This is a genomic window from Vibrio sp. (assembly GCF_048266485.1).
Classification (GTDB): Bacteria; Pseudomonadota; Gammaproteobacteria; order Enterobacterales; family Vibrionaceae; genus Vibrio.
This window is the reverse complement of sequence record NZ_JBLWZK010000001.1, coordinates 738546-762754: the sequence shown is the minus strand read 5'-3', so window position 1 is coordinate 762754 and position 24209 is coordinate 738546. Positions and strand designations below refer to the sequence as shown.

Here is a 24209-nt window from a genome sequence, read left to right as displayed (position 1 = left end):
CTCTATTGACAAAGGGATTCAAAATTCGTTTGGTTAACAAACAATACGATGGTTTTATTTTGTTCGGTAGCGTTGAGTGGATAGATATAATTCAAAGCAATATGTTCACTTTCACCACCGGTTGCGATCACTCGAGAGAGAGGAGTCGGAACACGTTTTTGATAAGCCTTGGTACATTTTTCTATAATCGGTAACCATTGATCGATTTGTGGCTGGTTTGTCGGCACAAAAAGCGGAATATCACTTTCCATTTCAATTTTAGTCAACTCATTGCTATTAGGAATTTCACTCACCCACGCTAAAAGTGGTAATAGAACGATGAGAGCCCAAACTAAATAAAGCCAAGCTGGGAACGTTGTATCTGTTTTCGGTGATGTTACTTTCGCACTTGCAGTAGTACTTTGACTTGATTGAACCGTTTGTTTTACTTCTTCTTTATTATGAGTAGTCGTTGAGTCATCTTTCAAATTCAGAGCTTCAACTTTATCGGCTACTTCATGTGCTTGTGATTGGGTGGCAATATCGACCGAAGAAATCAATTGATAACCTCGTTTTGGTACCGTTTTCACAAATTGAGGAGATTTCGTTGAATCTTGTAGCATTTTTCTAAGCGTAGAAATTGCTTGAGTAAGGCTTGAATCGTCGACCTGAAATCCTTGGTCTCGCCATACATACTCGTGTAGTTGATCACGACTCACTACTTGATTTGAGTTTTCAATTAAGATTAAAAGTATGCGGCTTTCATTACTTCCTAAACGTACGATATTGTTGTCATCATTTAGATCACTTAGCGTGTTGCTATAAGGATCGAATATGAACTTTTGGGCAAGAATATATTTAGTGCCTATATTGGTCATTTAGGTGTTCTCAGTAGCAAAAATTGGTTGAAATCGATTTTTCGCATAGCTAAAAATTAGCGAAATTTAGATTTTGTGATGTTTTTCACCTTCATGATAATGAAAAGTGATAAGAAAAACACGGTTTTGATGAATTTTCACCTTGAATTTATATTCGCCTGCCCAAATTTGTAGAGTAAGTTTTTAACAAACAGCTTTGTAATACCATCTGTACAAACAAGAGTGGAGTTCTAATGAGCGATACAATGACAACAAATAAAGAAACACGTGGATTTCAATCAGAAGTAAAACAACTACTGCATTTGATGATTCACTCTCTGTATTCTAATAAAGAAATCTTCTTGCGAGAGCTAATCTCTAATGCCTCTGATGCAGCTGATAAGTTACGTTTTCAAGCATTATCAAATGCAGATTTGTACCAAGGTGATGCCGATCTAGGTGTTAAACTCTCTTTCAATAGTGAAACCAATACGCTGACTATTTCTGATAATGGTATTGGTATGTCACGTGAAGATGTCATTGAACACCTAGGAACGATTGCGAAATCAGGTACGGCAGATTTCTTTTCTAAATTATCAGAAGACCAAAGTAAAGATTCACAACTCATTGGTCAATTTGGTGTTGGCTTCTATTCGGCTTTCATTGTGGCGGATGCGGTAACGGTTCGCACGCGCGCGGCAGGTCTACCTGCAGATAAAGCAGTGCAGTGGCATTCTGCGGGAGAAGGCGATTACACAATTGAAGACATCACCAAAGAAGCACGTGGTACTGATATTATTTTGCACATGCGTGAAGAAGGTAAAGAATTCTTAAATGAATATCGTCTGCGTGATGTGATTGGTAAGTACTCTGACCATATTGGTATTCCAGTATCCATTTGGACAGAAAAAGATGTTGAAACTGGCGAAGAAAATGAAGATGGCACTAAAGTCACTAAAAAAGAAGCGTCTTGGGAGCAAATCAACAAAGCTCAAGCATTATGGACGCGCGCGAAAAGCGAGATCAATGATGAAGAGTATATTGAGTTCTATAAGCATGTTTCGCATGACTTTGCCGATCCATTGACCTGGAGCCATAACAAGGTTGAAGGTAAGAACGATTATACTAGCTTGTTATATATCCCATCGAAAGCACCTTGGGATATGATGAATCGAGATCATCAAGCCGGCTTGAAACTGTATGTACAACGCGTCTTTATTATGGACGATGCTGAGCAGTTTATGCCTTCTTACTTACGTTTTGTAAAAGGCTTAATTGATTCTAACGATCTGCCATTAAATGTATCTCGTGAAATTTTGCAGGATAACAAGATCACTCAATCGTTAAGAAGTGCGTGCACTAAACGTGTTCTTGGCATGTTGGAAAAAATGGCCAACCGTGATGAAGAAAAATACCAAAGCTTTTGGAAAGAGTTTGGTCTTGTTCTAAAAGAAGGCCCGGCAGAAGATTTCTCAAATAAAGAGAAAATTGCTGGTTTAATGCGCTTTGCCTCGACTCATGTTGATAATTCAGAGCAAACCATATCTTTAGCTTCTTATGTTGAGCGTATGAAAGAAGGTCAAGATAAAATTTATTATCTAACGGCTGATAGCTACGCTGCGGCAAAAAATAGCCCACACCTAGAGCAATTTAAAGCGAAAGGTCTGGAAGTGATTCTTATGTTTGACCGTATTGATGAATGGTTAATGAATTACTTAACTGAGTTCGATGGCAAACAATTCCAAGCAATCACTAAAGCGGGTTTAGATCTGTCTAAATTTGAAGATGAAGCCGAAAAAGAGCAGCAGAAAGAAAAGGAAGAAGAGTTTAAATCGGTTGTTGAGCGTACTAAAAATTATTTGGGTGACCGAGTAAAAGAAGTTCGCACGACCTTCAAGCTTGCGAGTACGCCTGCGGTTGTAGTGACTGATGATTATGAAATGGGTACACAGATGGCAAAACTGTTAGCGGCAGCTGGACAAGAAGTGCCTGAAGTGAAGTATATCTTCGAGCTAAACCCTAATCATGCGTTAGTGAAACGTATGGCAGATGAAGCAGATGAAGAAGCCTTTGGCCGTTGGGTTGAAGTGTTACTTGGCCAAGCTATGCTTGCAGAACGCGGCGCAATGGAAGATCCAAGTCACTTTGTTGGTGCAATCAACGCACTTCTTACTAAGTAAAAATGAAATGGGGCTGGAATTTGTGGTAAAATTCTGGCCCTAGTTTTGTAATAGGTCAGTATTTTTTGATACAACAGGGATATGCTGACTTCATCCTTATACCGAAACTTACCGCAGTGTCTCCATTGTTTTACATTCATTACAGTGAGCTTCGGTATAAAAATTTTAAATAAGAGGAATATACATGCGCATCATTCTTTTAGGTGCTCCGGGTGCTGGTAAAGGTACTCAAGCTCAATTCATCATGGACAAGTTTGGTATTCCACAAATTTCAACTGGTGACATGTTACGTGCTGCAATTAAAGCAGGCACTGAAATGGGCAAGCAAGCGAAAGCGGTTATTGATGCGGGTCAACTCGTTTCTGATGACATTATTCTTGGTCTTATCAAAGAGCGCATTGCACAAGCGGATTGTGAAAAAGGTTTCTTACTTGATGGTTTCCCACGCACTATCCCTCAAGCAGATGGCTTGAAAGAACTTGGTGTTGAAGTGGATTATGTGATCGAATTTGACGTTGCTGACAGCGTGATTGTTGAACGTATGGCAGGCCGTCGTGCTCACCTAGCATCAGGCCGTACTTACCACGTGACTTACAACCCACCTAAAGTGGAAGGTAAAGATGACGTAACAGGTGAAGATCTAGTAGTACGTGATGATGATAAAGAAGAGACAGTACGTGCTCGCCTAGGTGTTTACCATGAGCAAACGGCTCCTCTTATCGCTTACTACAATAAAGAAGCAGAAGCGGGTCACACTCAATATTTGAAATTTGATGGTACTAAGCAGGTTTCAGAAGTAAGTGCTGACATCGAAAAAGCATTATCTTAATTTTTAGTCTCACTGTAGTGTCTATTTTACGATTGATTTGATAGGCAAAATAGATAAGTGACTAAGTAAGATTTTTGTTATATTGAGCGACATTATTCGTAATGTCGCTTTTTTTATATCTTTTTGTAGAGGTCGAGGATGGGCAAATCAGTCGCAAGCCAAACAGGCATTTTATTAGTCAACCTTGGAACGCCAGAATCCCCATCCGCTAAAGGGGTTAAAGACTTTTTAAAACCTTTCTTGAGTGATAAACGCGTTGTGAGCATCCCGAAGTTACTTTGGTGGCCTTTACTTAATGGCGTGATTTTACCGTTGCGCTCACCCAAAGTAGCTAAGATTTACCAACAAGTTTGGATGGATGAAGGTTCACCTTTAATGGTGTATTCAAAGCGCCAAGCCGAAAAGCTTGCACAGAGGCTCACACTCCCGGTAGAGCTAGGGATGACTTATGGTAACCCTAGTATTGAAAGTGGCATTAATAAGCTGATTGAGCAGGGCTGCGATACGATTACCGTACTGCCTTTATATCCTCAGTATTCGAGTACCACCACCGCGGCGGTATCCGATGCGCTATCACGTAGTTTGAGTAAAATGATTGCCTTGCCGGGTTATCACTTAATTCGTGATTATCATCAGCACCCTTTATACATTAAAGCGCTGGCAAGTAAGATTCGCGATTACTGGCAGCAGCATGGGCAAGGTGACTATCTACTGTGTTCATATCATGGGATCCCACAGCGTCTTGCCAATCAAGGTGATGTTTATCCGAAGCACTGTGAAACAACCACAGAGTTGTTGCGTCTTGAGCTTGGCTTATCGCAACAGCAAATAGGCATGAGTTACCAATCCCGCTTTGGTAAAGAAGAGTGGCTACAACCTTATACCGATAAAACGCTCGAAAATTTAGCGGATAAGAAACTTGCCACCTTAGATGTTATTTCACCGGCCTTTGCTTGTGATTGCATCGAAACCTTGGAAGAAATTGCCATTGAATGTAAAGACATCTATCAAGGAGCTGGTGGGCAAGCCTACCGTTATATTGAATGTTTAAACGACTCGGATGAGCATATTGAAATGATGGCTGACTTGATTCGTTCTACGCAATAATGTATTGAATTTATCTGGCTATCTAACATAAAAATACCGCACAGTTCAGTTGAATTGTGCGGTATTTTTTACACGTTGAGGATTCAGTTAGTAACTATGGTCGGTAGTTAATTACTGAATACCTTGGTGTTTTTTATCAAGGCGGCGCATTAACGGTAGAACAGCTAATGCCATAAAAGTACAAACTACTGCAGCCATACCTAGTTTGTTGAATAGGGTCGTATAGATAGCCAATGTTTCTAATGGTTCAGTCATACCTTTTGGAATGCTAGCAAAGTTAGCCACAACACCACCTAAGTATTGAGAAATACCACAAGCAACATAATAAGCCCCCATCATAAAGCCCCCCATACGCTCAGGAGCATAACGAGCAATCATCGCAAGGCCCAGGCCACTTACTAATAATTCACCTAGAGAGTATGCACCGTAGCCGATAATCATCACCCAAGACGTTGTTTTACCGTTTACTGCAAAGTTACCTGCAAAGCCATAAACAAAGAAGCCAACTGCTACGACAGCAAAACCTAGAGCAAATTTCGCAGCAATAGAAAGGTCCTTATTTTTTGCGCCAGCTTTTGAATAAATCAAAGCAAGAATAGGACTGAGTAGCATGATCCAAATAGGGTTCAATGCCTGGAACTGTGCTGGAGACCAAGTTAATAGATGGCTACCAAAAACAGTGAAGTTCAGATCAACGTTACGTAGTGCAAATAGAGCCAATGACGTAGACATTTGTTGGTAGAAAATAAAGAAGAAAACCGTTTGTATGATCAGAACGAGTGCAGCAATAAGACCAGCACGCTCATGTTGCTCGCTGCTACGAATTAGATGAGTGAAAATACCTAAAACAACGATACCCGCAAGGTAAACAAATATACGAGCAAGAGTTTGATATTCTAAAATAACCGCAGAAATTGCAACAGCAACTATCGACCCCAATAGAACGAAAGTAAGTTTACGACCATCGACAGGTTTAGTATCTGGTTCAGAACCGTAAGCGCCTAAAGTATTACGCATTACGAAGAAGTTAGCCAAACCGACTAATAAACCTACACAACACACCGCAAATGCTGCATGCCAACCGAATTCATTGTGATAATTGTCATTGACGTAGTCTTTCACCCAAGGCGTTAATAACATCGAAATCGTTGAACCAATGTTTACCGCCATGTAGTAGATAGTAAACGCACTGTCGATTTTAGAATCATCACCTTCGTATATTTTACGTACAAGGTTACCAGCGTTTGGTTTAAACATACCATTACCGACGACGATAACACCTAGTGCAAAAAAGAGTACCCAAGTATTTTCAGACGGCAGTGTCATTAAGGCATAACCAAGAGCCAGAATAAATGCCCCCATGATCATAGTACGTTTAGTACCTAAGATCTTATCGCCAATCCAGCCGCCGATTGCTGGTGAAACATAAATTAATGCGGCACAAGCACCCCATACTAAGTTTGCGCGTGAATCTTCAAACCCTAGGCGTTGAATCATGAAGTAAACGATTAGTGCTTGCATGCCGTAGTAACCAAATCGTTCCCATAATTCAATCATGGACACAGTCATAAATGATTTAGTCTTTGAAACAGTGACTTGTTGTGTTGTCATGTGAGTTTCCATTTGTGTGGTGGCTTTATAATGAAGGTTATATTTGCCATATAATGTTGTGCTGGTGACCGATAAATAAGATTTTTAAATTGTCATATCGATTTACATTTAGCATTAGTTTTAATTATGCTTTAGATCACAGAATCTAATGTTACATTATATATACAGCTCAAATTTCAAAATCACAATCCTAATTTGCCATCAAATTATCATTTATTTATTGTTTGATTACAAAATAACCTCCCAGGTTGCAAGATTGGCGGTAATGTAAAGTGTAAGTTAATGTTGTAATGTGTTGCGATTAGATTTCATCATTTATTACTAATAGGGATAACTGTTAGAATAGATAAAATTTTCTAGGGTATGGATTATATGAAGTCTTGGTATTTATTGTATTGTAAGCGTGGTGAGCAAAAAAGGGCCAAAATGCATTTGGAAAACCAAGGCGTCGAGTGCTATTACCCTGAAATTGAAATAGAAAAAATCCTAAGAGGAAAAAGGAAACAAGTCATGGAGCCATTGTTTCCTTCTTATATATTTATCGCATTAGAAGATGAAGAGCACCTTAGCTTTACGACTATTCGTTCAACCAGAGGTGTGATGGATTTTGTTCGCTTTGGCGGTAAACCACATAAAGTATCAGGGTCTTTGATTCAACACTTACAGTGTCGGATTTATCAAGAAGAATTATTAGAAAAACAAATACCTAAAAAAGGTGAAACCATTCAAATAAAATCTGGCCAATTTTCTGGGCTTAAAGCTATTTATCAAGAGCCTGATGGTGAAAAACGATCAATTTTGCTTATAACACTGATAAATCAAGAGGTTGAAGTAAGGGTTGAAAATAGTGACGTGGAGTGGCGTAAATAATATCGGAATAATTTCAACAAATAGTTAGAGGTGATTTTTTAAGATTAGCTCTGTAATTGATAAAGCCTACCAACACTCATGTGCGGTAGGCTTTTATTATATACCCAGTGGCTTCAGGATGCCGAATTCAGATCTATCATTCAAACCTTTAGGCAAGAAAGATTGGGATTAATAAGCGTCGTTATGGACTGCTTTCACGGCGCGACCTGATGGATCTGCGTTGTTTTTAAATGATTCATCCCATTCGATCGCAGTGGCTGATGAACAGGCTACAGATGGTCCTCCCGGTACACATTCCGCTGCTGATTCTAGAGGGAATAATTCCGCAAAAATCTCACGGTATACATAACCTTCTTTAGTTGTCGGTGTGTTGTATGGGAATTTAAATGCTGCAGTCTTTAGTTGCTGATCAGTTACTTTCTCTTCTGCTTGTGCTTTTAAAGAATCAATCCAGTTATAACCAACGCCATCTGAGAATTGTTCTTTTTGACGCCATGCGATCGACTCTGGCAAGTAATGCTCAAAACATTCACGTAAAACGTGTTTTTCCATTTTTCCGTTACCGCACATCTTGTCTTCAGGGTTCAAGCGCATTGCAACATCGATAAACTCTTTGTCTAAGAATGGAACACGTCCTTCAACCCCCCAAGCCGCTAATGATTTGTTAGCACGGGCACAGTCAAACATGTTAAGAGCAAGTAGCTTACGTACCGTTTCTTCATGGAACTCTTTAGCATTTGGTGCTTTGTGGAAGTACAAGTAACCACCAAAGATTTCATCGGCGCCTTCACCAGAAAGAACCATTTTAATCCCCATCGCTTTAATTTTACGTGCGAGTAGGAACATTGGGGTAGAAGCGCGAATCGTAGTGACATCGTAAGTTTCAATGTGATAAATCACGTCACGAATGGCATCGATACCTTCTTGAACCGTGTAGGTCATTTCATGGTGAACAGTACCCAGCTTATCAGCTACTTCACGAGCGGCTTTTAAATCAGGTGCACCTTCTAGACCAATCGCAAAAGAGTGCAGTTGTGGCCACCAAGCTTGAGATTGACTGTCATCTTCGATACGCATGGCAGCAAAACGTTTGGCAACCGCAGAAGTAATAGAAGAGTCAAGGCCACCAGAAAGTAATACGCCGTATGGTACATCCGTCATTAGCTGACGTTTGACTGCATCTTCTAGTGCTTGAGTTAAGTCTTCTTTGCTCGTTAAGTTACCTTGTACGGCTGCATATTCCATCCAATCACGCTGGTAGTAGCGGACAGGTTCCGCATCATCAGAACCGTAGTAGCTGCCTGGAGGGAATTCACTGATGGTTTTACAAACAGGAACTAGTGCTTTCATCTCTGATGCTACGTAGTAGTTACCGTGTTCGTCGTAACCTTGATAAAGAGGGATAATACCGATGTGATCACGACCAACTAAGTATTTGTCTTTTTCTTCATCATATAAGATAAAAGCAAAGATACCGTTTAGTTCTTCTAATAAGTTTTCACCTAATTCTTGGTATAGCGCTAGGATAACTTCACAGTCAGAATCGGTTTGAAAGTTAAATTTGTCAGCATAGCGAGCACGAATTTCTTTATGGTTATAAATTTCACCATTGACCGCTAAGATGTGTTTTTTATCTTCGCTATACAGAGGTTGTGCGCCGCTGTTTAAACCTACGATAGATAGACGCTCGTGAGCTAGAATCGCTTTATCTGAAGCGTAGATACCTGACCAGTCTGGACCTCGGTGACGAAGCTTTTTAGACATTTCTAGCGCCAATGGGCGTAGTGGGGTGGGATCCGATTTAATATCTAAAATGCCAAATATTGAACACATATTCTCTTCCTTAAAATCCGTTTTAAACTTCTAGTCGTTTATTAGAGTTAATTTAATCTGTTGAATCCAATTTGCCATGACCAACAAAAAAATCAACCAATCATTATTAAATTAATTACATAAAAGTAATTTGTGTGAATAGAATTCACCAAAATCGATATATTTATAGATTCTATCCACTCTTGGTCGGTTTTTATCCGATTCGATGGATACTAAGTTAAATTATTACTTGTATCCCAATCGCCGGGTTGCATTGTCTTGAATTGTGGATTGAGTTTGTCGCATACATGGCGAGCAAAACCCGCACCAGCTTCGTTATAAATATTAAAGGCAGCATCTACGCCATTTTCCGTCATTTCAACCACCTGATCTGGATATTCGGCAATCGCCGCAATTTTCCCTTGGTAGTTACGAGCTTTTAACTGCTCGAGTGCTGATTGATTCCCTTGATGATGGGGCATAGCAAGTAATACTAACTTTACATTGGCAATATCAAGGATGCGCTCCCAGAAATCAGAATCGGTTGCATCGCCTTGGATGACATTCCTACCACTGGTTTTATGTGTTTGTACAACATCTGATCGAGTTTCTATGCCTAAGCTGATTTTTCCATAACGGGTACGAATTTCATCGTAAGCACCTGTACCTATGCGGCCCATGCCGAGAATAAGGACTTGGGCATGGCCAGGGTTAATACGTTTGTCTTTAAGGTGCAGTTTTTCATCCGCTTGATCTCTTAACCAGTGCGATGTGTAACGATAGATTTTGTGGCTCATACTATTGATTGGCGCAGCAATAATGAAAGATAAAGAGACAGCCATAGCAATCGCGATCATCATTTCGTCGGGTAACCAACCGAGTTTATAAGCAAGTCCTGAGACTATGAGTCCAAATTCGCTGTAGTTAAGTAGGGTAAGTGAAACGAGTAAAGATGTACGTACACGGAATTTAAATAGGTTTATGACGACGTAGTACAGCGCGCCCTTAATTGGCAATAAGCAAAGCAATAGCAGAGCAAGAATAAAGCCGTCTAAAGTAGGTGGAGCAGATAAACCAATGTTTAAGAAAAAACAAACTAAGAATAGTTCTTTAATGTTAAAGAGAGATTTAGATAACTCTGATGCTTTATAGTGACCTGCAAGCAGCATACCTAAAATTAATGCACCTAAATCTGCCTTCATTCCCACGAGATTGAAAAGCCCAGCCCCCATGACTAGCGCCATAAAAAAACCGTATAAGACAAGCATCTCGCCGTGACCACATTTGTCGAGGATTTTATAAAAAAGAGGACGAAGAAAGGGAAGAATAAACAGCGCGAGTGCATACCATTCAGGTAGTTTACCGGTTGAAATGGTAAGAAAAAGTACGGCAAAAATATCCTGCATGATCAAGATGCCAATTGATATGGTGGCAAAGGTGGAATTCATGCTGCCTTTTTCTTCTAAACTTTTAATCGCAAATACGGTACTGGAAAAGGATAATACAAAACCAAGTAGCAGTATTTGAGTGGTGTCTACATCGCTAAATAGGCTTATCCCGATAGTCTTTAGGCCTAGTAGAGTTAAAGTGAAAAAAGTTGTAGATAGTAAATTATGCAAGGTTGCACTGGCCCAAATCTCTTTCGCGAGTAAGGTTTTCACATCTAGCTTTAGTCCGATAGTGAATAGCAAAAGAGTGACACCTAAATCGGATAATGTCGATATGGTTTCGTTACTAGTAAAGCCTGCATACTGCAAGCCAAACCCTGCAATTAAAAAGCCGACTAATGGTGGAAGGCTGCATTTGAGCGCGATAAAGCCGGAAACAAAAGCGGCGATAATAAGCAAGAGATCCATATAATATTCCTTTCCCTAAAATAAAAAACGGGAATATCAATTGATATTCCCGTCGGAATTATATACTTAAGCACTCAAAGAGTGTGTTATTTATCTCATTCGCCCAGTAATTTTTGTAGTAATACACCATTAAGCATTGCGCGCTTGATCATAGCAAATGCCCCAATGGTAGGCTGCTCATACAGTTTGGATTCCACAATCGGAAGGTTTTTGTGGAAAGCGGTTAGTGAATGGCTTTCAATATTTCGTTGAATGGCATGAAAGATAATATCTTTCGATTTGACCAGTTCACCTGCGATAATTATTTTTTGTGGATTAAATAAGTTAACCGTCATGGCGATGGCTTTACCTAGGTAGTGGCCAACACGGATAAGTGCTTGGCTAGCTAGGTCATCTCCTTGATTTGCATGTTCACAAATCACACTCATGGTAAGCTTATCGACACGAGATAAGCTTGAGGGGAAGCCTTGATCAAGTCGTGATTGTACATGAGCAATAATTGCAGGGTTGGCGGCAATGGTTTCTAAACAACCAAAATTACCACATTGGCAGCGATCGCCTAGTGGTTCAATTTGTACGTGACCGATTTCACCTACGTTGCGGTTAGAGCCTAAGAATACTTGACCGTTAACTATGATACCTGCACCAGTGCCTCGATAAACACTCACTAAGATGGAATCTTGGCAGTCACGACTTGCACCAAAATAATGTTCAGCCAGTGCTAATCCTCGAATATCGTTACCGACAAAGGTTTCAACTTCAAATGTATCGCTTAATAATTTACCTAAAGAAAGGTTATCGATCTCGGTATTTGGCATGTATTCAACTACTCCAGTCTCAGGGTTAACTAAGCCAGGAAGAGTGACACCAATAGCAATTAATTGCTCGATAGTATCTTTGTGTTGATTGATGAATGCTTTGGTATGTAGGACTAAACCATCAAATAAATCTTGTTGTTTATCATATTTAAAAGAGGCGTGATGATTGGCAAGTTCATGGCCGCTTAAGTCATAGATACTTAACTGGATGTAGTCTCGGCCTAAACGAATAGCGATGGAATGGAAAGGGGTTGTTTCTGTAGTTAAAGAAATAGCACGCCTACCCCCAGTGGAGGCTTGTTGTGCTACTTCTTTAATTAATCCTCGCTCAAGTAGTTGGCGAGTGATCTTAGTGACACTGGCGGGGGCTAGTTGGCTAACATCGGCAACTTGTATTCTCGAAATTGGACCTTGTTGGTCAATTAGGCGATATACTGCCGCGCTATTAAGTTGTTTGACTAAATCTACATTACCAATTTGTCCGCCATTCATTCTATGTCTGCTCGTATTGTCCGTTAACAACCGTCGCTTTTACATTGAAGTCACGATCAAACACAGTGAGGTTTGCGACCATTCCCGGTTTGATTTCACCAAGCTGTCTCTCTACGCCGATTGCTCGTGCAGGATAAAGCGTGGCCATTCTCAGTGCTTCGTCTAAAGCGATACCTACATGCTCAACCGTATTTTGTACGGCTTCAATCATGGTTAAAGCTGAACCACCAAGTGTGCCATTTTCATCAACACACTTACCATTTCGGTAATATACTTTCTTACCCACAAAAATAAAGTGATCCATGTCAGCTCCTGCTGGAGCTGTGGCATCCGTCACTAATACTAGCTTATCACCTTTGATTTTATGGGCGATTCGGATATTGGCATAGTCTACATGGAAGCCATCAGCAATAATACCAGCATAAACTTCTGAAGTATCGTAGATTGCACCTACAACACCTGGTTCACGTCCAACCATCGGAGTCATTGCATTGAAAAGGTGTGTTGCAAATGTAATACCATTAGCAAAACCTTGACGAGCCTCTTGGTAAGTAGCGTTAGTGTGGCCGATGGACACAACGATACCTGCATTTCTTAAACGTTGAATATGCGCTGGTTCATTTTGCTCTGGTGCTAAGGTTACCTTGGCTATCACATCGTGGTTATCACAAATCATTTGGATCATCTCATCATCTGATTTGCGAATAAAATCAGGACGGTGGATGCCTTTTTTCAGCACATTAAGGTAAGGACCTTCTAAATGTAATCCCAATGATTGGTTTTGGTAGCGTCGCTGATATTCACGAGCTGCAGAAATAGCTTGTTGCATATCTTCATCAGAGGATGTGATTAATGTTGGCAAAAAGCTAGTACAGCCAGATTTTAAATTGGCTTTGTGCATGATATGCATGGTATCGGCGGTGATTGCGTCATTCAGCATTACGCCGCCACAACCATTTAACTGTAGATCGATAAAACCTGGACTAAGATTTGCGCCTTGTAGATCGTGAATCTCTATCTCTTTTGGTAGTTCATCCATTTTAACGATAGATTGAATTTTACCTGCATCCACTATCACAGCATGCTCTGTAAGTACGTCATGACCTGTGTAGATTGTTGCATTTATCAGAGCATACATAGTCGGCATCCTCTATTTCAAGTTCTTAATATTTTCTGCTTCAAGTTCTTTAAAGTATTTAACCGTTTTTACTTTAAGCTCTTGAGTTGAAGGTTCATCACACACAATTACTGATTTTGCATGCAGTTGTAAAGCAGATACCGTCCAAAGGTGATTGACTGAGCCTTCGACCGCCGCTTGCAAAGCGTGTGCTTTATTGTGGCCTGTGATCAAAATCATAACTTCTTCAGAATCTAGTAACGTACCAACACCGATAGTTAGCGCATATTTAGGTACTTGACTAATATCACCATTAAAGAAACGTGAATTAGCGATTCGTGTATCTTCAGTCAGTGTTTTAATTCGAGTTCGTGAAGACAGAGAAGAAGCGGGTTCATTGAATGCAATGTGGCCATCGTTACCTACACCCCCCATGAATAAGTTGATACGACCGTAGGACTTGATTTTATCTTCGTAACGCTTGCACTCAGCCTCATGGTCATCGGTATTGCCGTTGAGTAAGTTGATGTTTTTTTCTTGAATATCAATATGGTTGAAAAAGTTTTCATACATAAATGAACGGTAAGATTCAGGATGATCCGTTGCTAATTCAACATATTCATCCATGTTAAATGTCACAACGTGCTTAAAACTTACTTCGCCAGCTTTATGTAGTTTAATTAGCTGCTTATAAGTCATTAGAGGTGTGCCACCTGTCGGTAAACCAAGAACAAAAGGACGATCTTCTGTTGGGTTGAACTTGTTGATTTTATTTATAATATGGCGAGCTGACCATAGGCCAACTTCATTTGCATTATCGAGTGGAATTAGTCTCACAGTACACCTCTTATAGGACAAAAATAAAATTTAGAATAGGATATTCACTTCATTATTTTGCATGATAAAATAAGTTTTGAAAACTATCCAGTATAAATAAGATAAATCCTTCACAAGAATGACGCAAACTCGCAAATAACTATTGATAAAGATCACAAATAATAGGGTTTTAATTTGCGGGCCAAAATTAATCGAATAGACTGTCGTTGTACTAAATTCTTTAAGAAAAATAAGTGATACGAATTTTACCAATCCTATAGGGGGGAATTACGGTGAATATACTTGGATATGCACAAAGACTAGGTAAAGCGTTGATGTTACCTATTGCAACATTACCTGTTGCAGCGCTTTTACTTCGTCTGGGTCAACCTGACCTGTTAGACATCGCATTTATGGCATCAGCCGGTAATGCTATTTTCAGCCAATTACCTTTACTATTTGGTTTAGGTATTGCAATTGGTTTATCTAAAGATGGTGCGGGTGCGGCTGGTTTAGCCGGTGCCGTTGCTTACTTTGTATTAACTGCAACAGCACAACAAATCGATGCTGAAGTTAATATGTCATTCTTCGGCGGTATCTTTGCTGGTATCATTGCAGGGCATTGTTACAACGCATTCCATGCTACTCGTTTACCAGAATGGTTAGCTTTCTTCTCTGGTCGTCGTTTAGTACCAATTATGTCAGGTTTAGTCGCATTAGTTGCTGGCGCTATTTTTGGTGTGGTTTGGCCAGCAGTTCAACATGGTCTTGATGCTTTAGCTCATAGCATTTCAACGTCTGGCGCAATTGGTCAATTTATTTACGGTACATTGAACCGTGCCTTAATTCCTGTGGGTCTTCACCATGTACTTAATTCTTACTTCTGGTTTGGCATGGGTTCATGTCAAGAAATCATGGTAACGGCTTCTGGTGCGTTCTCTAATATTCACCAATTATGTGTTGATCCTGCGGTTGCTAAAACGCTAATAGTAGGCCAAGAACACACATTTACCTTTAAAAATGCAGTAACACCAGAAATTACAGCGGTTGTTGATAGCGTGAAAGATATTGTTAAAACCGGTGACTTGAACCGTTACTTCGGCGGTGACAAATCGGCTGGGGTATTCATGAATGGTTTCTTCCCTATCATGATGTTTGGTCTACCTGCTGGTGCTTTAGCTATGTATCTAGCGGCTCCATCTGAGCGCCGTAGCCAAGTTGCTGGTGCATTGTTCTCAGTTGCTTTCTGTTCATTCCTAACAGGTATTACAGAGCCTCTAGAGTTCATGTTCATGTTCCTAGCACCTGGTTTGTATGCAGTACACGCAGTATTAACGGGTCTATCTTTAGTGGTTGCTAACATGTTTGGCACGTTACATGGCTTTGGTTTTTCTGCGGGTCTAATCGACTTTGGATTGAACTGGGGTCTAGCAACTAAACCTTGGACTCTACTCGTTATTGGCTTATGTTTTGGTGTTGCTTACTTCTTTATCTTCAGCTTCTTAATCCGAGCTTTCAACATGAAAACGCCAGGTCGTGAAGATGAAGAAGTGTCTGCTTCTGCTGACAAGACAGAGAAACCTTCAGGTGCGGTTGCTCGCCAATACTTAAAAGCGTTAGGTGGTCACAGTAATGTGACGACGATTGATGCTTGTATCACTCGCTTACGCTTAACATTGAAGGATCGCTCAATCGTAGATGAAGCGGTATTGAAAAAGCTTGGCGCAAAAGGTGTTGTGAAATTGGGTGAAAATAACCTTCAAGTTATTCTTGGTCCACTTGCTGAAATCGTTGCAGGTGAGATGAAAGCTATCCCGGCTTCTGATGATTTATCGGATGTTGTCCTACCGTAATTGGTAATCAACTTGTCCAGATAAAGGCTCCTATTGTGGAGCCTTTTTTTATCCTGTTGCAAAATGTGGCCAATAGTAAAAGCGTGAATTTTGACGGCTTGGAAGACTTTTGGTCTTTTTAATAAAGAAAATATCACTTCTAGTTGTGTAAAGGGCTAGAATTGTGGATCATTAGCCCTAATTATAAAAAGACTCTTATATTTATTGAGGTACTATTGATGAGTGAAGCTGAGGCTCGACCATCTAACTTTATCCGTCAAATTATTGATAAGGATTTAGCGGATGGCAAACACACAGGGATTCATACCCGTTTCCCACCAGAACCTAATGGCTATCTGCATATTGGTCATGCTAAGTCTATTTGTTTAAACTTTGGTTTGGCACAAGATTACCAGGGAAAGTGTAACCTTCGCTTTGATGATACTAACCCAGCGAAAGAAGACATCGAATACGTTGAATCGATTAAGCAAGATGTAAATTGGTTAGGCTTTAACTGGGATGGTGAAATTTGCTATTCATCAAATTACTTTGATGCACTGTATGGTTACGCAATCGAGTTGATTGAAAAAGGTTTAGCCTATGTTGATGAGCTGACCCCTGATGAAATTCGTGAATATCGTGGCACGTTAAAAGAGCCAGGAAAAAATAGCCCATACCGCGACCGCAGTGTGGAAGAAAATTTAGCGTTATTTGAGAAAATGCGTAATGGTGGATTTGAAGAAGGTAAGGCTTGTCTGCGTGCTAAGATTGATATGGCATCTTCGTTTATCGTTATGCGCGATCCTGTGATTTATCGTGTGCGTTTTATCAATCACCATCAAACAGGGGATAAGTGGTGCATTTACCCAATGTATGACTTTACTCATTGTATTTCTGATGCGTTAGAAGGTATTACTCACTCATTATGTACGCTGGAATTTCAAGACAACCGCCGTTTATATGACTGGGTTTTAGACAATATTTCGATTGAATCACAACCACATCAGTACGAATTTAGCCGCTTAAACTTAGAATATACGGTTATGTCTAAGCGTAAACTCAACCAATTAGTCACTGAGAAATTAGTGACTGGTTGGGATGACCCACGTATGCCAACGATTTCTGGTTTACGCCGTCGAGGATTTACTCCGGGCTCTATTCGCGAGTTTTGTTCACGTATTGGTGTGACTAAGCAAGATAACATGATTGAGTTTGGTTCACTGGAAGCGTGTATTCGTGAAGATCTAAATGAAAATGCACCTCGTGCAATGGCGGTACTTGATCCGGTCAAAGTGGTAATTGAAAACTTTGAAGGTGAAGAAGTATTGACGATCGCAAATCACCCGAATAAACCTGAAATGGGGAGTCGTGAGGTTCCTTTTACACGTGAAGTGTGGATTGAAGCGGATGATTTTCGTGAAGAAGCAAACAAGAAATATAAACGCTTAGTTCTTGGTAAAGAAGTTCGTCTACGCGGAGCTTATGTGATCCAAGCGAATCGTATTGAAAAAGATGAGCAAGGTAACGTAACGACGATTTACTGTACTTACGATCCAGAAACTTTGGGTAAAAATCCAAGTGATGGCCGTAAAGTAAAAGGTGTTATCCATTGGGTTTCAGCTGAAAAAGGCCTAGAGGCTGACGTTCGTTTATATGATCGTCTTTTCACTGTACCAAACCCTGCAGCGGCGGATGACTTTGCAGCGACGATTAACCCTGAGTCTTTAGTTGTTAAGAAAGCTTATGTGGAGCCCAGCTTGGCCAATGCTGAAGCAGGAGTTGGTTTTCAGTTTGAGCGTACTGGCTACTTCTGTGTTGATGCTAAAGATTCTATTCCAGAATCGTTAGTATTTAACCGTACAGTTGGCTTACGCGATACCTGGGCTAAAATCGACGCTCAATAAGCAATATATTTATGCCAATATATCCATGTAAGGTGAGAGCTTTCTCGCCTTATTAGTTTGATTGGCTGATAAAAAACGCACCTCATATGAGGTGCGTTTTTATTTGTATCAAACTAAAATAAGCAGCAAGTGAACTATAAAATTTACTTAGTTTTGTGTGCGTTAGTCTCTGTTTTACAATTGCCGCTAGCACAGCGACCGTACAGGTACAAACTATGGTTTGTTAGCACGACATTATATTTAGCAGCAATTTCTTTTTGTCGCTCTTCAATAAGGTCATCGGTAAATTCAATCACTTCACCGCAATCAAGGCAAACAAGGTGGTCATGGTGATGTTGAGTTGATAGTTCGAAAACAGACTTTCCACCTTCAAAATGGTGACGAGTTACGATACCTGCGTCATCAAATTGGTTCAAAACACGATAAACCGTTGCAAGGCCAATTTCTTCACCAAGATCGATCAGTTTCTTATATAAATCCTCGGCACTGATATGTTGGCAGTCTGGTTGTTGCAGTACCTCGAGAATTTTTAATCGAGGTAAGGTGACTTTAAGACCTGCTTCCTTTAGAGCTTGGTTGTTATCTGGCATTGTACTTTCCTGTGAGATTCTGCGTTAAAAACAGAAGGCATGAATGACATCAGTAAATATGACTCGAACTAACCGACCAAGTTCACTGCGTTTCATTATATGTTGTAAAAATGTATCTAAAATGACTATAGCATTAGAGTGAGGATAACAAAATACCTCACAGAGGAGGTATCTTGATATGTCACAAAATTTTGATTAATCAGCTAATTCTGCTAGACACATTTCATCATAAATCTGCTTTGACCAAGTTTTAACGCGATCATCTGTTAGTTCTGGTTGACGGTCTTCATCAATACATAAGCCAATGAAGTTATCGTCATCAACTAATGCTTTTGATGCTTCAAATTCATAACCTTCTGTTGGCCAGTAACCAATAATCGTGCCGCCTTTCGCTTCGACGATATCACGAATGGTTCCCATCGCATCACAGAAGTACTCAGCATAATCTTCTTGGTCACCGCAACCAAAAATAGCAACGAGCTTAGTTGAGAAATCTATTGCTTCAAGCTCAGGGAAAAAGTCATCCCAGTCACATTGAGATTCACCATAGTACCAAGTTGGAATGCCAAGCAGTAATAGATCAAAATTATCAATATCTTCCTTGCTGCTCTTCGCAATGTCTTGTACGTGCACAAGTTGTTTGCCAAGTTCTTTTTGTATCATTTTAGCAACTGCTTCAGTATTACCTGTGTCGCTACCAAAGAAGAGTCCTACACTTGCCATAGAAATATTACCTATTTATCTACTACCGGAAAAGCCGGTATCAATATAATTAAAAAGAATACGTTACAGTTGTACGGTGGCTAGCCTAAGCCGGTACCTTCCCAGCTCATTTGGATTAATCCTTTGGCGATAAAGCCTGCACAACCTAAAAATAGAACAAGCCATACTATACGACGGCCAAACACCGGGACATTACCTTGTTTTAAAACATCTTTGATGGCTAAACCAATCAATAAAAATAACGATGCAAAAAACAGATCTAAGCCTAGAGATTCTATAGTATTGATATGTTCGTAAAGCATACGTTTGATCACCGTTGTTTTTTTATCCCAGAACTATAGCATTAATACAATTGAAAGTTAATGCGAAGTCGCTCGCTGAATAAGTGAAATGCGAATTATTTATTAATGAATCGACGGATAGAACGGATGACCTCTAGTGGTTTTTCTGCATGTAGCCAGTGACCAGTATTAGCAATAATATGAGCTTTACTATTTGGGAATTGTTTTTGAATATCAGCTTGATTCTCTGGCATTAAGTAGTCAGATTCAGCGCCTTTTAAAAATAAAGTTTCGCCGTGGAAAGGAGAAATTTCGGCCCAGTCTTGAATGTGCTGATAGCTATTAATGATCCCCTCAACATTGAACAACCACTGTAAGTATCCATCTTTAGTATGTAACGATTTAGCGAGGAATTGGCGCACACCCTCTATTTCAATATATCGTGCCAAACAGTCTAAGGCTTGTTTTCGGCTTTGAGGCTTTTCATTGATAACGGCTTTTAAACCTGAAAAAACATTATCATGGCGTCTTTGCTGATAGGCGACGGGTGCCATATCTAATACGATGAGTTTACTGATTTTGTCAGCGGCAATATTGCAAAGAGCCATTGCTACTTTCCCGCCCATGGAGTGGCCGATAACTATGGCGGATGAAATATTTAAATCAACTAACAGGTGATTGATATCATCCGCCATAACAGCGTAATTCATGGTGTCACTATGAAAAGAATGCCCATGATTACGTAAATCAACACTAATAACCGTATGGTCTTGAACTAAGTCTCTCGCTAATAAGCCTAGATTGCTTAAGCTGCCAAAAAGCCCATGAATGAGCAGGATTGCTGGGCCTTGACCTTGAATTGTATGGTTAAGTTGTGGGGAAGTCATAATAATCCTGTAACTGAAAGTACGAATAAACATCATAATACAGTCATAATGCGAAAGTAATCATTTAGCCTGGTAAAATGCCATCTCGAGATAGAACTAAGCGAAATAGCCACAAACGTCCACAAGATCCTCGCTTTAGTAAATTGGTCGTTGAAATTCTAAATATTCATTTTACATCATGCCATCAGCACCAGATAAATTCAGACTAGAGTCGAAAGGCGTACTAGTTTTTTAATGCTGATTATTTGTGCACTTTATCCGTGCGGTAATGAAAAAATAAAACATTCAGTGATCAAAACGATCTTTTTTATTACTAACACTGAGTATTTAACATAGAGTATCCGGTAAGTTATAGGTATAATCATTCTAGAGTTTAAACAGATTGAGATTGTGAAAAGCCAATGAAAACCATTGAAGTAGATGAAGAACTTTATCGTTATATTGCGAGCCAAACCCAGCATATTGGTGAAAGTGCCTCGGATATTTTACGTCGACTTTTAATCGGTGAGCAGCAAGGATCACAAGCAAATGCAACAATGACGAATCCTGTTACCGTTGATACAGTGGAATCAACTAAGCCGGCTAAGCAAGAAAAGCCAGATGGCGTCAAGGTGATGCGATCTTTGCTTATTTCTGATGAGTTTGCAGAGAAAGATAAAGCGATTGATCGTTTTATGCTGATCTTATCTTCTTTGTATCATATTGAAGCATCCAGTTTTGCTGAAGCGGCAAAAGTGAAAGGTCGTACACGTGTTTACTTTGCTGATAATGAAGAAACCTTGTTAGCGAGCGGTAAAACGACCAAGCCTCGCTCGATCCCAAATACGCCGTTTTGGGTCATTACTAATAATAATACCAACCGTAAGCGCCAAATGGTTCAGCAACTAATGACGCAAATGGGCTTTCAAGCAGACTTGATTGATAAAGTATGTAACGCCATCTAACGTTAATTAGAATGATTTAATAAGAGCCTCATAATATTTGACTCATCACGTATTATGAGGTTTTTTCGATTTTATATCTTAGTAGCACTAAAAAGGATTATTGAATGTCTCTGCATCCTAGAGCAGGTACTAAAACGTTACCTGAAGACTTAGTTAATATTCCCGCTCTAGTGAGCGATTACTTCTCTATCGAGCCTGATGCGTCAAATGTTGATCATAAAGTATTATTTGGTACTTCAGGTCACCGTGGTTGTTCAAGTAAAGCCACGTTTAACCAAGCGCATATCCTTGCGATTGCTCAAGCAGTAGTGGATGAACGCGTTGCTGCTGGGCTGACAGGGCCAATGTTTATCGGTAAAGATACCCATGCTCTATCTGAGCCAGCTTGTCGTTCGGTAGTCGAAGTGTTGGTCGCAAATGGTGTCGAAGTGATTGTTCAGCAAGATAATGGCTTTACTCCTACGCCTGGCATTTCTCATGCGATCTTAACTTATAACCTTGCCCATCAAGATAAATCGGATGGCATTGTGATCACGCCATCGCATAACCCACCGCAAGATGGTGGTATCAAATATAATCCAAGTCACGGCGGTCCAGCCGAAGCAGAAATTACTCAGCGCATTGAAGATAAAGCAAATCAATATATTGCAGCAAGACTAGAAGGCGTTAAACGTTGTGCCAATTCTCTAGATAAAGTGAAAGCACTTGATTTGGTACAACCTTATGTTGATGACCTAGTGAACGTGATTGATATTGAGGCGATCCAAAAAGCGAATATTAAGATTGGTATTGATCCACTTGGTGGGGCGGGGATTGAATACTGGCGACGTATAGCGAAAACGTATCAGCTAGATATGACGTTAGTGAATGAAACCGTTGATCCTTCTTTTCAGTTTATGACACTTGATAAAGATGGCGTGATTCGTATGGATTGTTCATCACCTTATGCGATGGCGAGCTTGCTTGAGTTAAAAGATGACTATGACTTAGCTTTTGGTAATGATCCAGATTATGACCGTCATGGTATTGTGACGCCACAAGGCTTAATGGATCCGAACCATTATTTAGCAGTTTGTATTGATTACTTATTCCGTCATCGTTGTGAGTGGAAAGCGGATGTTCAAGTAGGGAAAACTCTTGTATCAAGCGCGATAATTGATCGTGTGGTTACCGATTTAGGCCGTGACCTATGTGAAGTGCCTGTTGGCTTTAAGTGGTTTGTTGATGGTCTACATGAAGGTCGTTTCGGCTTTGGTGGCGAAGAAAGTGCTGGAGCATCATTCTTACGTAAAGATGGTACGCCTTGGTCGACGGATAAAGATGGCATTATTCTGTGCTTGCTCGCAGCGGAAATTACCGCAGTTACAGGCATGAACCCACAACAATATTACGATAAATTAGCCGCAAAACATGGCGCGTCGCAATACAATCGTATTCAAGCTGTGGCGAATACAGAGCAAAAAAATGTTCTCAAAAGTATGTCTGCTGAAATGGTGAGTGCAGATGAGTTAGCTGGTGAAAAAATCACAGCACGCTTAACTCACGCTCAAGGTAATGGCGCAGCAATTGGTGGTCTTAAAGTGACTACCGAAAATGGTTGGTTTGCAGCTCGTCCATCAGGTACGGAAGATATCTATAAAATTTACTGCGAAAGCTTTAAAGGCAAAGAGCACTTAAAGCTGATCGAACAAGAAGCTCAAGAAATTGTGAATCAAGTCTTTGCTAACGCGGGTTTGTAATACCAATCGTACTAATTATCTGATAATTTTTGCTTGGTATGGCAATCTTACCTAGCCATACTGTTGGTCGGTAATTAAGAAATAGCGAGGCTCTATGGTCTCGCTTTTTTTATGTCGTAAAATCAAGCATGCGGCCATCCGTTGGGTAGAATAAACCAAAAATCACCCGATTGACTTTGACAATGTACAAACTCGTGTCCAACTTTTTTTAACACTGGTGAATCCACTTCTTTTCCGGTTAGCCATTGGCCTTTTTTCAATATATACAATGGTTCCTTGATGTTATTGAAGTCATCGACGTAGCACCAATAACCGTAGCTTTGAGATGGGTCAATCGGATAGCCTAAGCAACTTGTTGGTGTTACTTCGTCACGAAACGGATTAATGTATAAACGCCCTTGTATCAGTGATTTAGGTTTAATATCACCTAGATCTGGGTATTGCTGCTGAAAGCATTGATGTTGAGACATGGCAAGCTGGTGGTTCAACATGTGCGAAAGCTTTAAATCCAATCGGTCGCGACTATTTGGCCCATACCATAGACCATCAAATAAAAGATAAAATTTAATGGCAACTTCCCAATGTTCCACAATATCAGTCACCGTATTTTTGAGTACAAAATCTAAAGCGCCAATGGTTTTCCCTTGATGGTTGAGCTGAATTTCTTCGGCTATTATTTGATAGTTAGGGTGAGCGACGAAATACTGGTGACATAAATGTTGGTACCAAAAACCAAGACGCGAATTACCTGAATAGGGCAATGGCTGAGGTGATAAACTTTTGCTGAATGGATTGTCAGCTAACTCTGCTTGATTGGCTTGCAGTAACGGTGAGTGATGTGACATCCAATCGCTGATTTTTACAAATAGATTCTGTTGTTCCTGCGGGGAAATGGCATATTTCATCGACACTTAAGATCTATCCTTGTGGTATTGGGGTTGAAGTGACTGACGATTGGCTGCTAT

General features: G+C 40.1%; 20 protein-coding genes. 8 read left to right on the top strand and 12 right to left on the bottom strand.

From position 1 onward, the window contains the following. Positions 1-2 precede the first annotated feature (2 nt). On the bottom strand, positions 3-857 hold the full coding sequence (locus ACN0T8_RS03420; protein WP_417879241.1) for a winged helix-turn-helix domain-containing protein: 855 nt from the start codon (positions 855-857) through the stop codon (positions 3-5). 233 nt (positions 858-1090) lie between these two features. Here ACN0T8_RS03420 and htpG point away from each other — a divergent pair, with 233 nt between their 5' ends. From htpG to hemH, 3 genes are all read left to right on the top strand, one after another. Continuing rightward, positions 1091-3016: a molecular chaperone HtpG gene (gene htpG / locus ACN0T8_RS03415; RefSeq protein WP_417879240.1), complete on the top strand. Its 1926-nt coding sequence runs from the start codon at positions 1091-1093 to the stop codon at positions 3014-3016. A gap of 184 nt (positions 3017-3200) precedes the next feature. Beyond that, positions 3201-3845, top strand: coding sequence for an adenylate kinase (adk, locus tag ACN0T8_RS03410; protein WP_417879239.1), 645 nt, complete (start codon positions 3201-3203; stop codon positions 3843-3845). 138 nt (positions 3846-3983) lie between these two features. Further along, complete coding sequence (gene hemH, locus ACN0T8_RS03405) at positions 3984-4952, top strand: ferrochelatase (protein ID WP_417879238.1); 969 nt, start codon at positions 3984-3986, stop codon at positions 4950-4952. Positions 4953-5063: 111 nt separating this feature from the next. Here hemH and ACN0T8_RS03400 read toward each other — a convergent pair whose 3' ends face one another. Beyond that, complete coding sequence (locus ACN0T8_RS03400; protein WP_417879237.1) at positions 5064-6563, bottom strand: peptide MFS transporter; 1500 nt, start codon at positions 6561-6563, stop codon at positions 5064-5066. Positions 6564-6935: 372 nt separating this feature from the next. Between ACN0T8_RS03400 and rfaH the strand changes: the two genes are divergently transcribed. Next, the gene (rfaH, locus tag ACN0T8_RS03395) at positions 6936-7433 is read left to right on the top strand and encodes a transcription/translation regulatory transformer protein RfaH (protein ID WP_417879236.1); all 498 of its coding nucleotides are present in this window, start codon (positions 6936-6938) and stop codon (positions 7431-7433) included. Between the two features lie 168 nt (positions 7434-7601). On the opposite strand, the gene asnB is transcribed toward rfaH, so the two are convergent. The 5 genes from asnB to nagB all read right to left on the bottom strand — a co-directional run bounded on the left by asnB (position 7602) and on the right by nagB (position 14365). Continuing rightward, on the bottom strand, positions 7602-9266 hold the full coding sequence (asnB, locus tag ACN0T8_RS03390; RefSeq protein WP_417879235.1) for an asparagine synthase B: 1665 nt from the start codon (positions 9264-9266) through the stop codon (positions 7602-7604). A 212-nt stretch (positions 9267-9478) separates the two neighbouring features. Continuing rightward, on the bottom strand, positions 9479-11101 hold the full coding sequence (locus ACN0T8_RS03385) for a cation:proton antiporter (protein ID WP_417879234.1): 1623 nt from the start codon (positions 11099-11101) through the stop codon (positions 9479-9481). 95 nt (positions 11102-11196) lie between these two features. Then, positions 11197-12411, bottom strand: coding sequence for a DNA-binding transcriptional regulator NagC (nagC, locus tag ACN0T8_RS03380; protein WP_417879233.1), 1215 nt, complete (start codon positions 12409-12411; stop codon positions 11197-11199). A gap of 1 nt (position 12412) precedes the next feature. Further along, positions 12413-13549, bottom strand: coding sequence for an N-acetylglucosamine-6-phosphate deacetylase (gene nagA / locus ACN0T8_RS03375; RefSeq protein ID WP_417879232.1), 1137 nt, complete (start codon positions 13547-13549; stop codon positions 12413-12415). 12 nt (positions 13550-13561) lie between these two features. Continuing rightward, entirely contained in the window at positions 13562-14365 is an 804-nt protein-coding gene (nagB, locus tag ACN0T8_RS03370; RefSeq protein ID WP_417879231.1) for a glucosamine-6-phosphate deaminase, read from the bottom strand. A 272-nt stretch (positions 14366-14637) separates the two neighbouring features. On the opposite strand from nagB, the gene nagE reads away from it, so the two are divergent. Continuing rightward, positions 14638-16197: an N-acetylglucosamine-specific PTS transporter subunit IIBC gene (nagE, locus tag ACN0T8_RS03365; RefSeq protein ID WP_417879230.1), complete on the top strand. Its 1560-nt coding sequence runs from the start codon at positions 14638-14640 to the stop codon at positions 16195-16197. Between the two features lie 218 nt (positions 16198-16415). Then, a complete protein-coding gene (gene glnS / locus ACN0T8_RS03360; protein ID WP_417879229.1) occupies positions 16416-18080 on the top strand; it encodes a glutamine--tRNA ligase in 1665 nt (554 codons plus the stop codon). 143 nt (positions 18081-18223) lie between these two features. On the opposite strand, the gene fcrX is transcribed toward glnS, so the two are convergent. The 4 genes from fcrX to ACN0T8_RS03340 all read right to left on the bottom strand — a co-directional run bounded on the left by fcrX (position 18224) and on the right by ACN0T8_RS03340 (position 20561). After that, complete coding sequence (fcrX, locus tag ACN0T8_RS03355; RefSeq protein ID WP_417879228.1) at positions 18224-18670, bottom strand: ferric iron uptake transcriptional regulator FcrX; 447 nt, start codon at positions 18668-18670, stop codon at positions 18224-18226. A gap of 195 nt (positions 18671-18865) precedes the next feature. Continuing rightward, on the bottom strand, positions 18866-19393 hold the full coding sequence (fldA, locus tag ACN0T8_RS03350) for a flavodoxin FldA (RefSeq protein ID WP_417879227.1): 528 nt from the start codon (positions 19391-19393) through the stop codon (positions 18866-18868). 80 nt (positions 19394-19473) lie between these two features. Beyond that, a complete protein-coding gene (locus ACN0T8_RS03345) occupies positions 19474-19695 on the bottom strand; it encodes a DUF2788 domain-containing protein (protein ID WP_027696997.1) in 222 nt (73 codons plus the stop codon). 95 nt (positions 19696-19790) lie between these two features. Next, positions 19791-20561, bottom strand: coding sequence for an alpha/beta fold hydrolase (locus tag ACN0T8_RS03340; RefSeq protein ID WP_417879226.1), 771 nt, complete (start codon positions 20559-20561; stop codon positions 19791-19793). 401 nt (positions 20562-20962) lie between these two features. On the opposite strand from ACN0T8_RS03340, the gene seqA reads away from it, so the two are divergent. Together seqA and pgm are read left to right on the top strand one after the other, a co-directional pair. Then, on the top strand, positions 20963-21505 hold the full coding sequence (gene seqA / locus ACN0T8_RS03335) for a replication initiation negative regulator SeqA (RefSeq protein WP_417879225.1): 543 nt from the start codon (positions 20963-20965) through the stop codon (positions 21503-21505). A gap of 104 nt (positions 21506-21609) precedes the next feature. Beyond that, positions 21610-23244, top strand: coding sequence for a phosphoglucomutase (alpha-D-glucose-1,6-bisphosphate-dependent) (pgm, locus tag ACN0T8_RS03330; protein ID WP_417879224.1), 1635 nt, complete (start codon positions 21610-21612; stop codon positions 23242-23244). 122 nt (positions 23245-23366) lie between these two features. Here pgm and ACN0T8_RS03325 read toward each other — a convergent pair whose 3' ends face one another. Beyond that, positions 23367-24149, bottom strand: coding sequence for a DUF1853 family protein (locus tag ACN0T8_RS03325; protein ID WP_417879497.1), 783 nt, complete (start codon positions 24147-24149; stop codon positions 23367-23369). Between the last annotated feature and the right edge of the window lie 60 nt (positions 24150-24209).

Coding starts and splice junctions, on each gene's coding strand:
- ACN0T8_RS03420 (WP_417879241.1), bottom strand. CDS start 857: ATGACCAATATAGGCACTAAATATATTCTTGCCCAAAAGTTCATATTC.
- htpG (WP_417879240.1), top strand. CDS start 1,091: ATGAGCGATACAATGACAACAAATAAAGAAACACGTGGATTTCAATCA.
- adk (WP_417879239.1), top strand. CDS start 3,201: ATGCGCATCATTCTTTTAGGTGCTCCGGGTGCTGGTAAAGGTACTCAA.
- hemH (WP_417879238.1), top strand. CDS start 3,984: ATGGGCAAATCAGTCGCAAGCCAAACAGGCATTTTATTAGTCAACCTT.
- ACN0T8_RS03400 (WP_417879237.1), bottom strand. CDS start 6,563: ATGACAACACAACAAGTCACTGTTTCAAAGACTAAATCATTTATGACT.
- rfaH (WP_417879236.1), top strand. CDS start 6,936: ATGAAGTCTTGGTATTTATTGTATTGTAAGCGTGGTGAGCAAAAAAGG.
- asnB (WP_417879235.1), bottom strand. CDS start 9,266: ATGTGTTCAATATTTGGCATTTTAGATATTAAATCGGATCCCACCCCA.
- ACN0T8_RS03385 (WP_417879234.1), bottom strand. CDS start 11,101: ATGGATCTCTTGCTTATTATCGCCGCTTTTGTTTCCGGCTTTATCGCG.
- nagC (WP_417879233.1), bottom strand. CDS start 12,411: ATGAATGGCGGACAAATTGGTAATGTAGATTTAGTCAAACAACTTAAT.
- nagA (WP_417879232.1), bottom strand. CDS start 13,549: ATGTATGCTCTGATAAATGCAACAATCTACACAGGTCATGACGTACTT.
- glnS (WP_417879229.1), top strand. CDS start 16,416: ATGAGTGAAGCTGAGGCTCGACCATCTAACTTTATCCGTCAAATTATT.
- fcrX (WP_417879228.1), bottom strand. CDS start 18,670: ATGCCAGATAACAACCAAGCTCTAAAGGAAGCAGGTCTTAAAGTCACC.
- fldA (WP_417879227.1), bottom strand. CDS start 19,393: ATGGCAAGTGTAGGACTCTTCTTTGGTAGCGACACAGGTAATACTGAA.
- ACN0T8_RS03345 (WP_027696997.1), bottom strand. CDS start 19,695: ATGCTTTACGAACATATCAATACTATAGAATCTCTAGGCTTAGATCTG.
- ACN0T8_RS03340 (WP_417879226.1), bottom strand. CDS start 20,561: ATGACTTCCCCACAACTTAACCATACAATTCAAGGTCAAGGCCCAGCA.
- seqA (WP_417879225.1), top strand. CDS start 20,963: ATGAAAACCATTGAAGTAGATGAAGAACTTTATCGTTATATTGCGAGC.
- pgm (WP_417879224.1), top strand. CDS start 21,610: ATGTCTCTGCATCCTAGAGCAGGTACTAAAACGTTACCTGAAGACTTA.
- ACN0T8_RS03325 (WP_417879497.1), bottom strand. CDS start 24,149: ATGAAATATGCCATTTCCCCGCAGGAACAACAGAATCTATTTGTAAAA.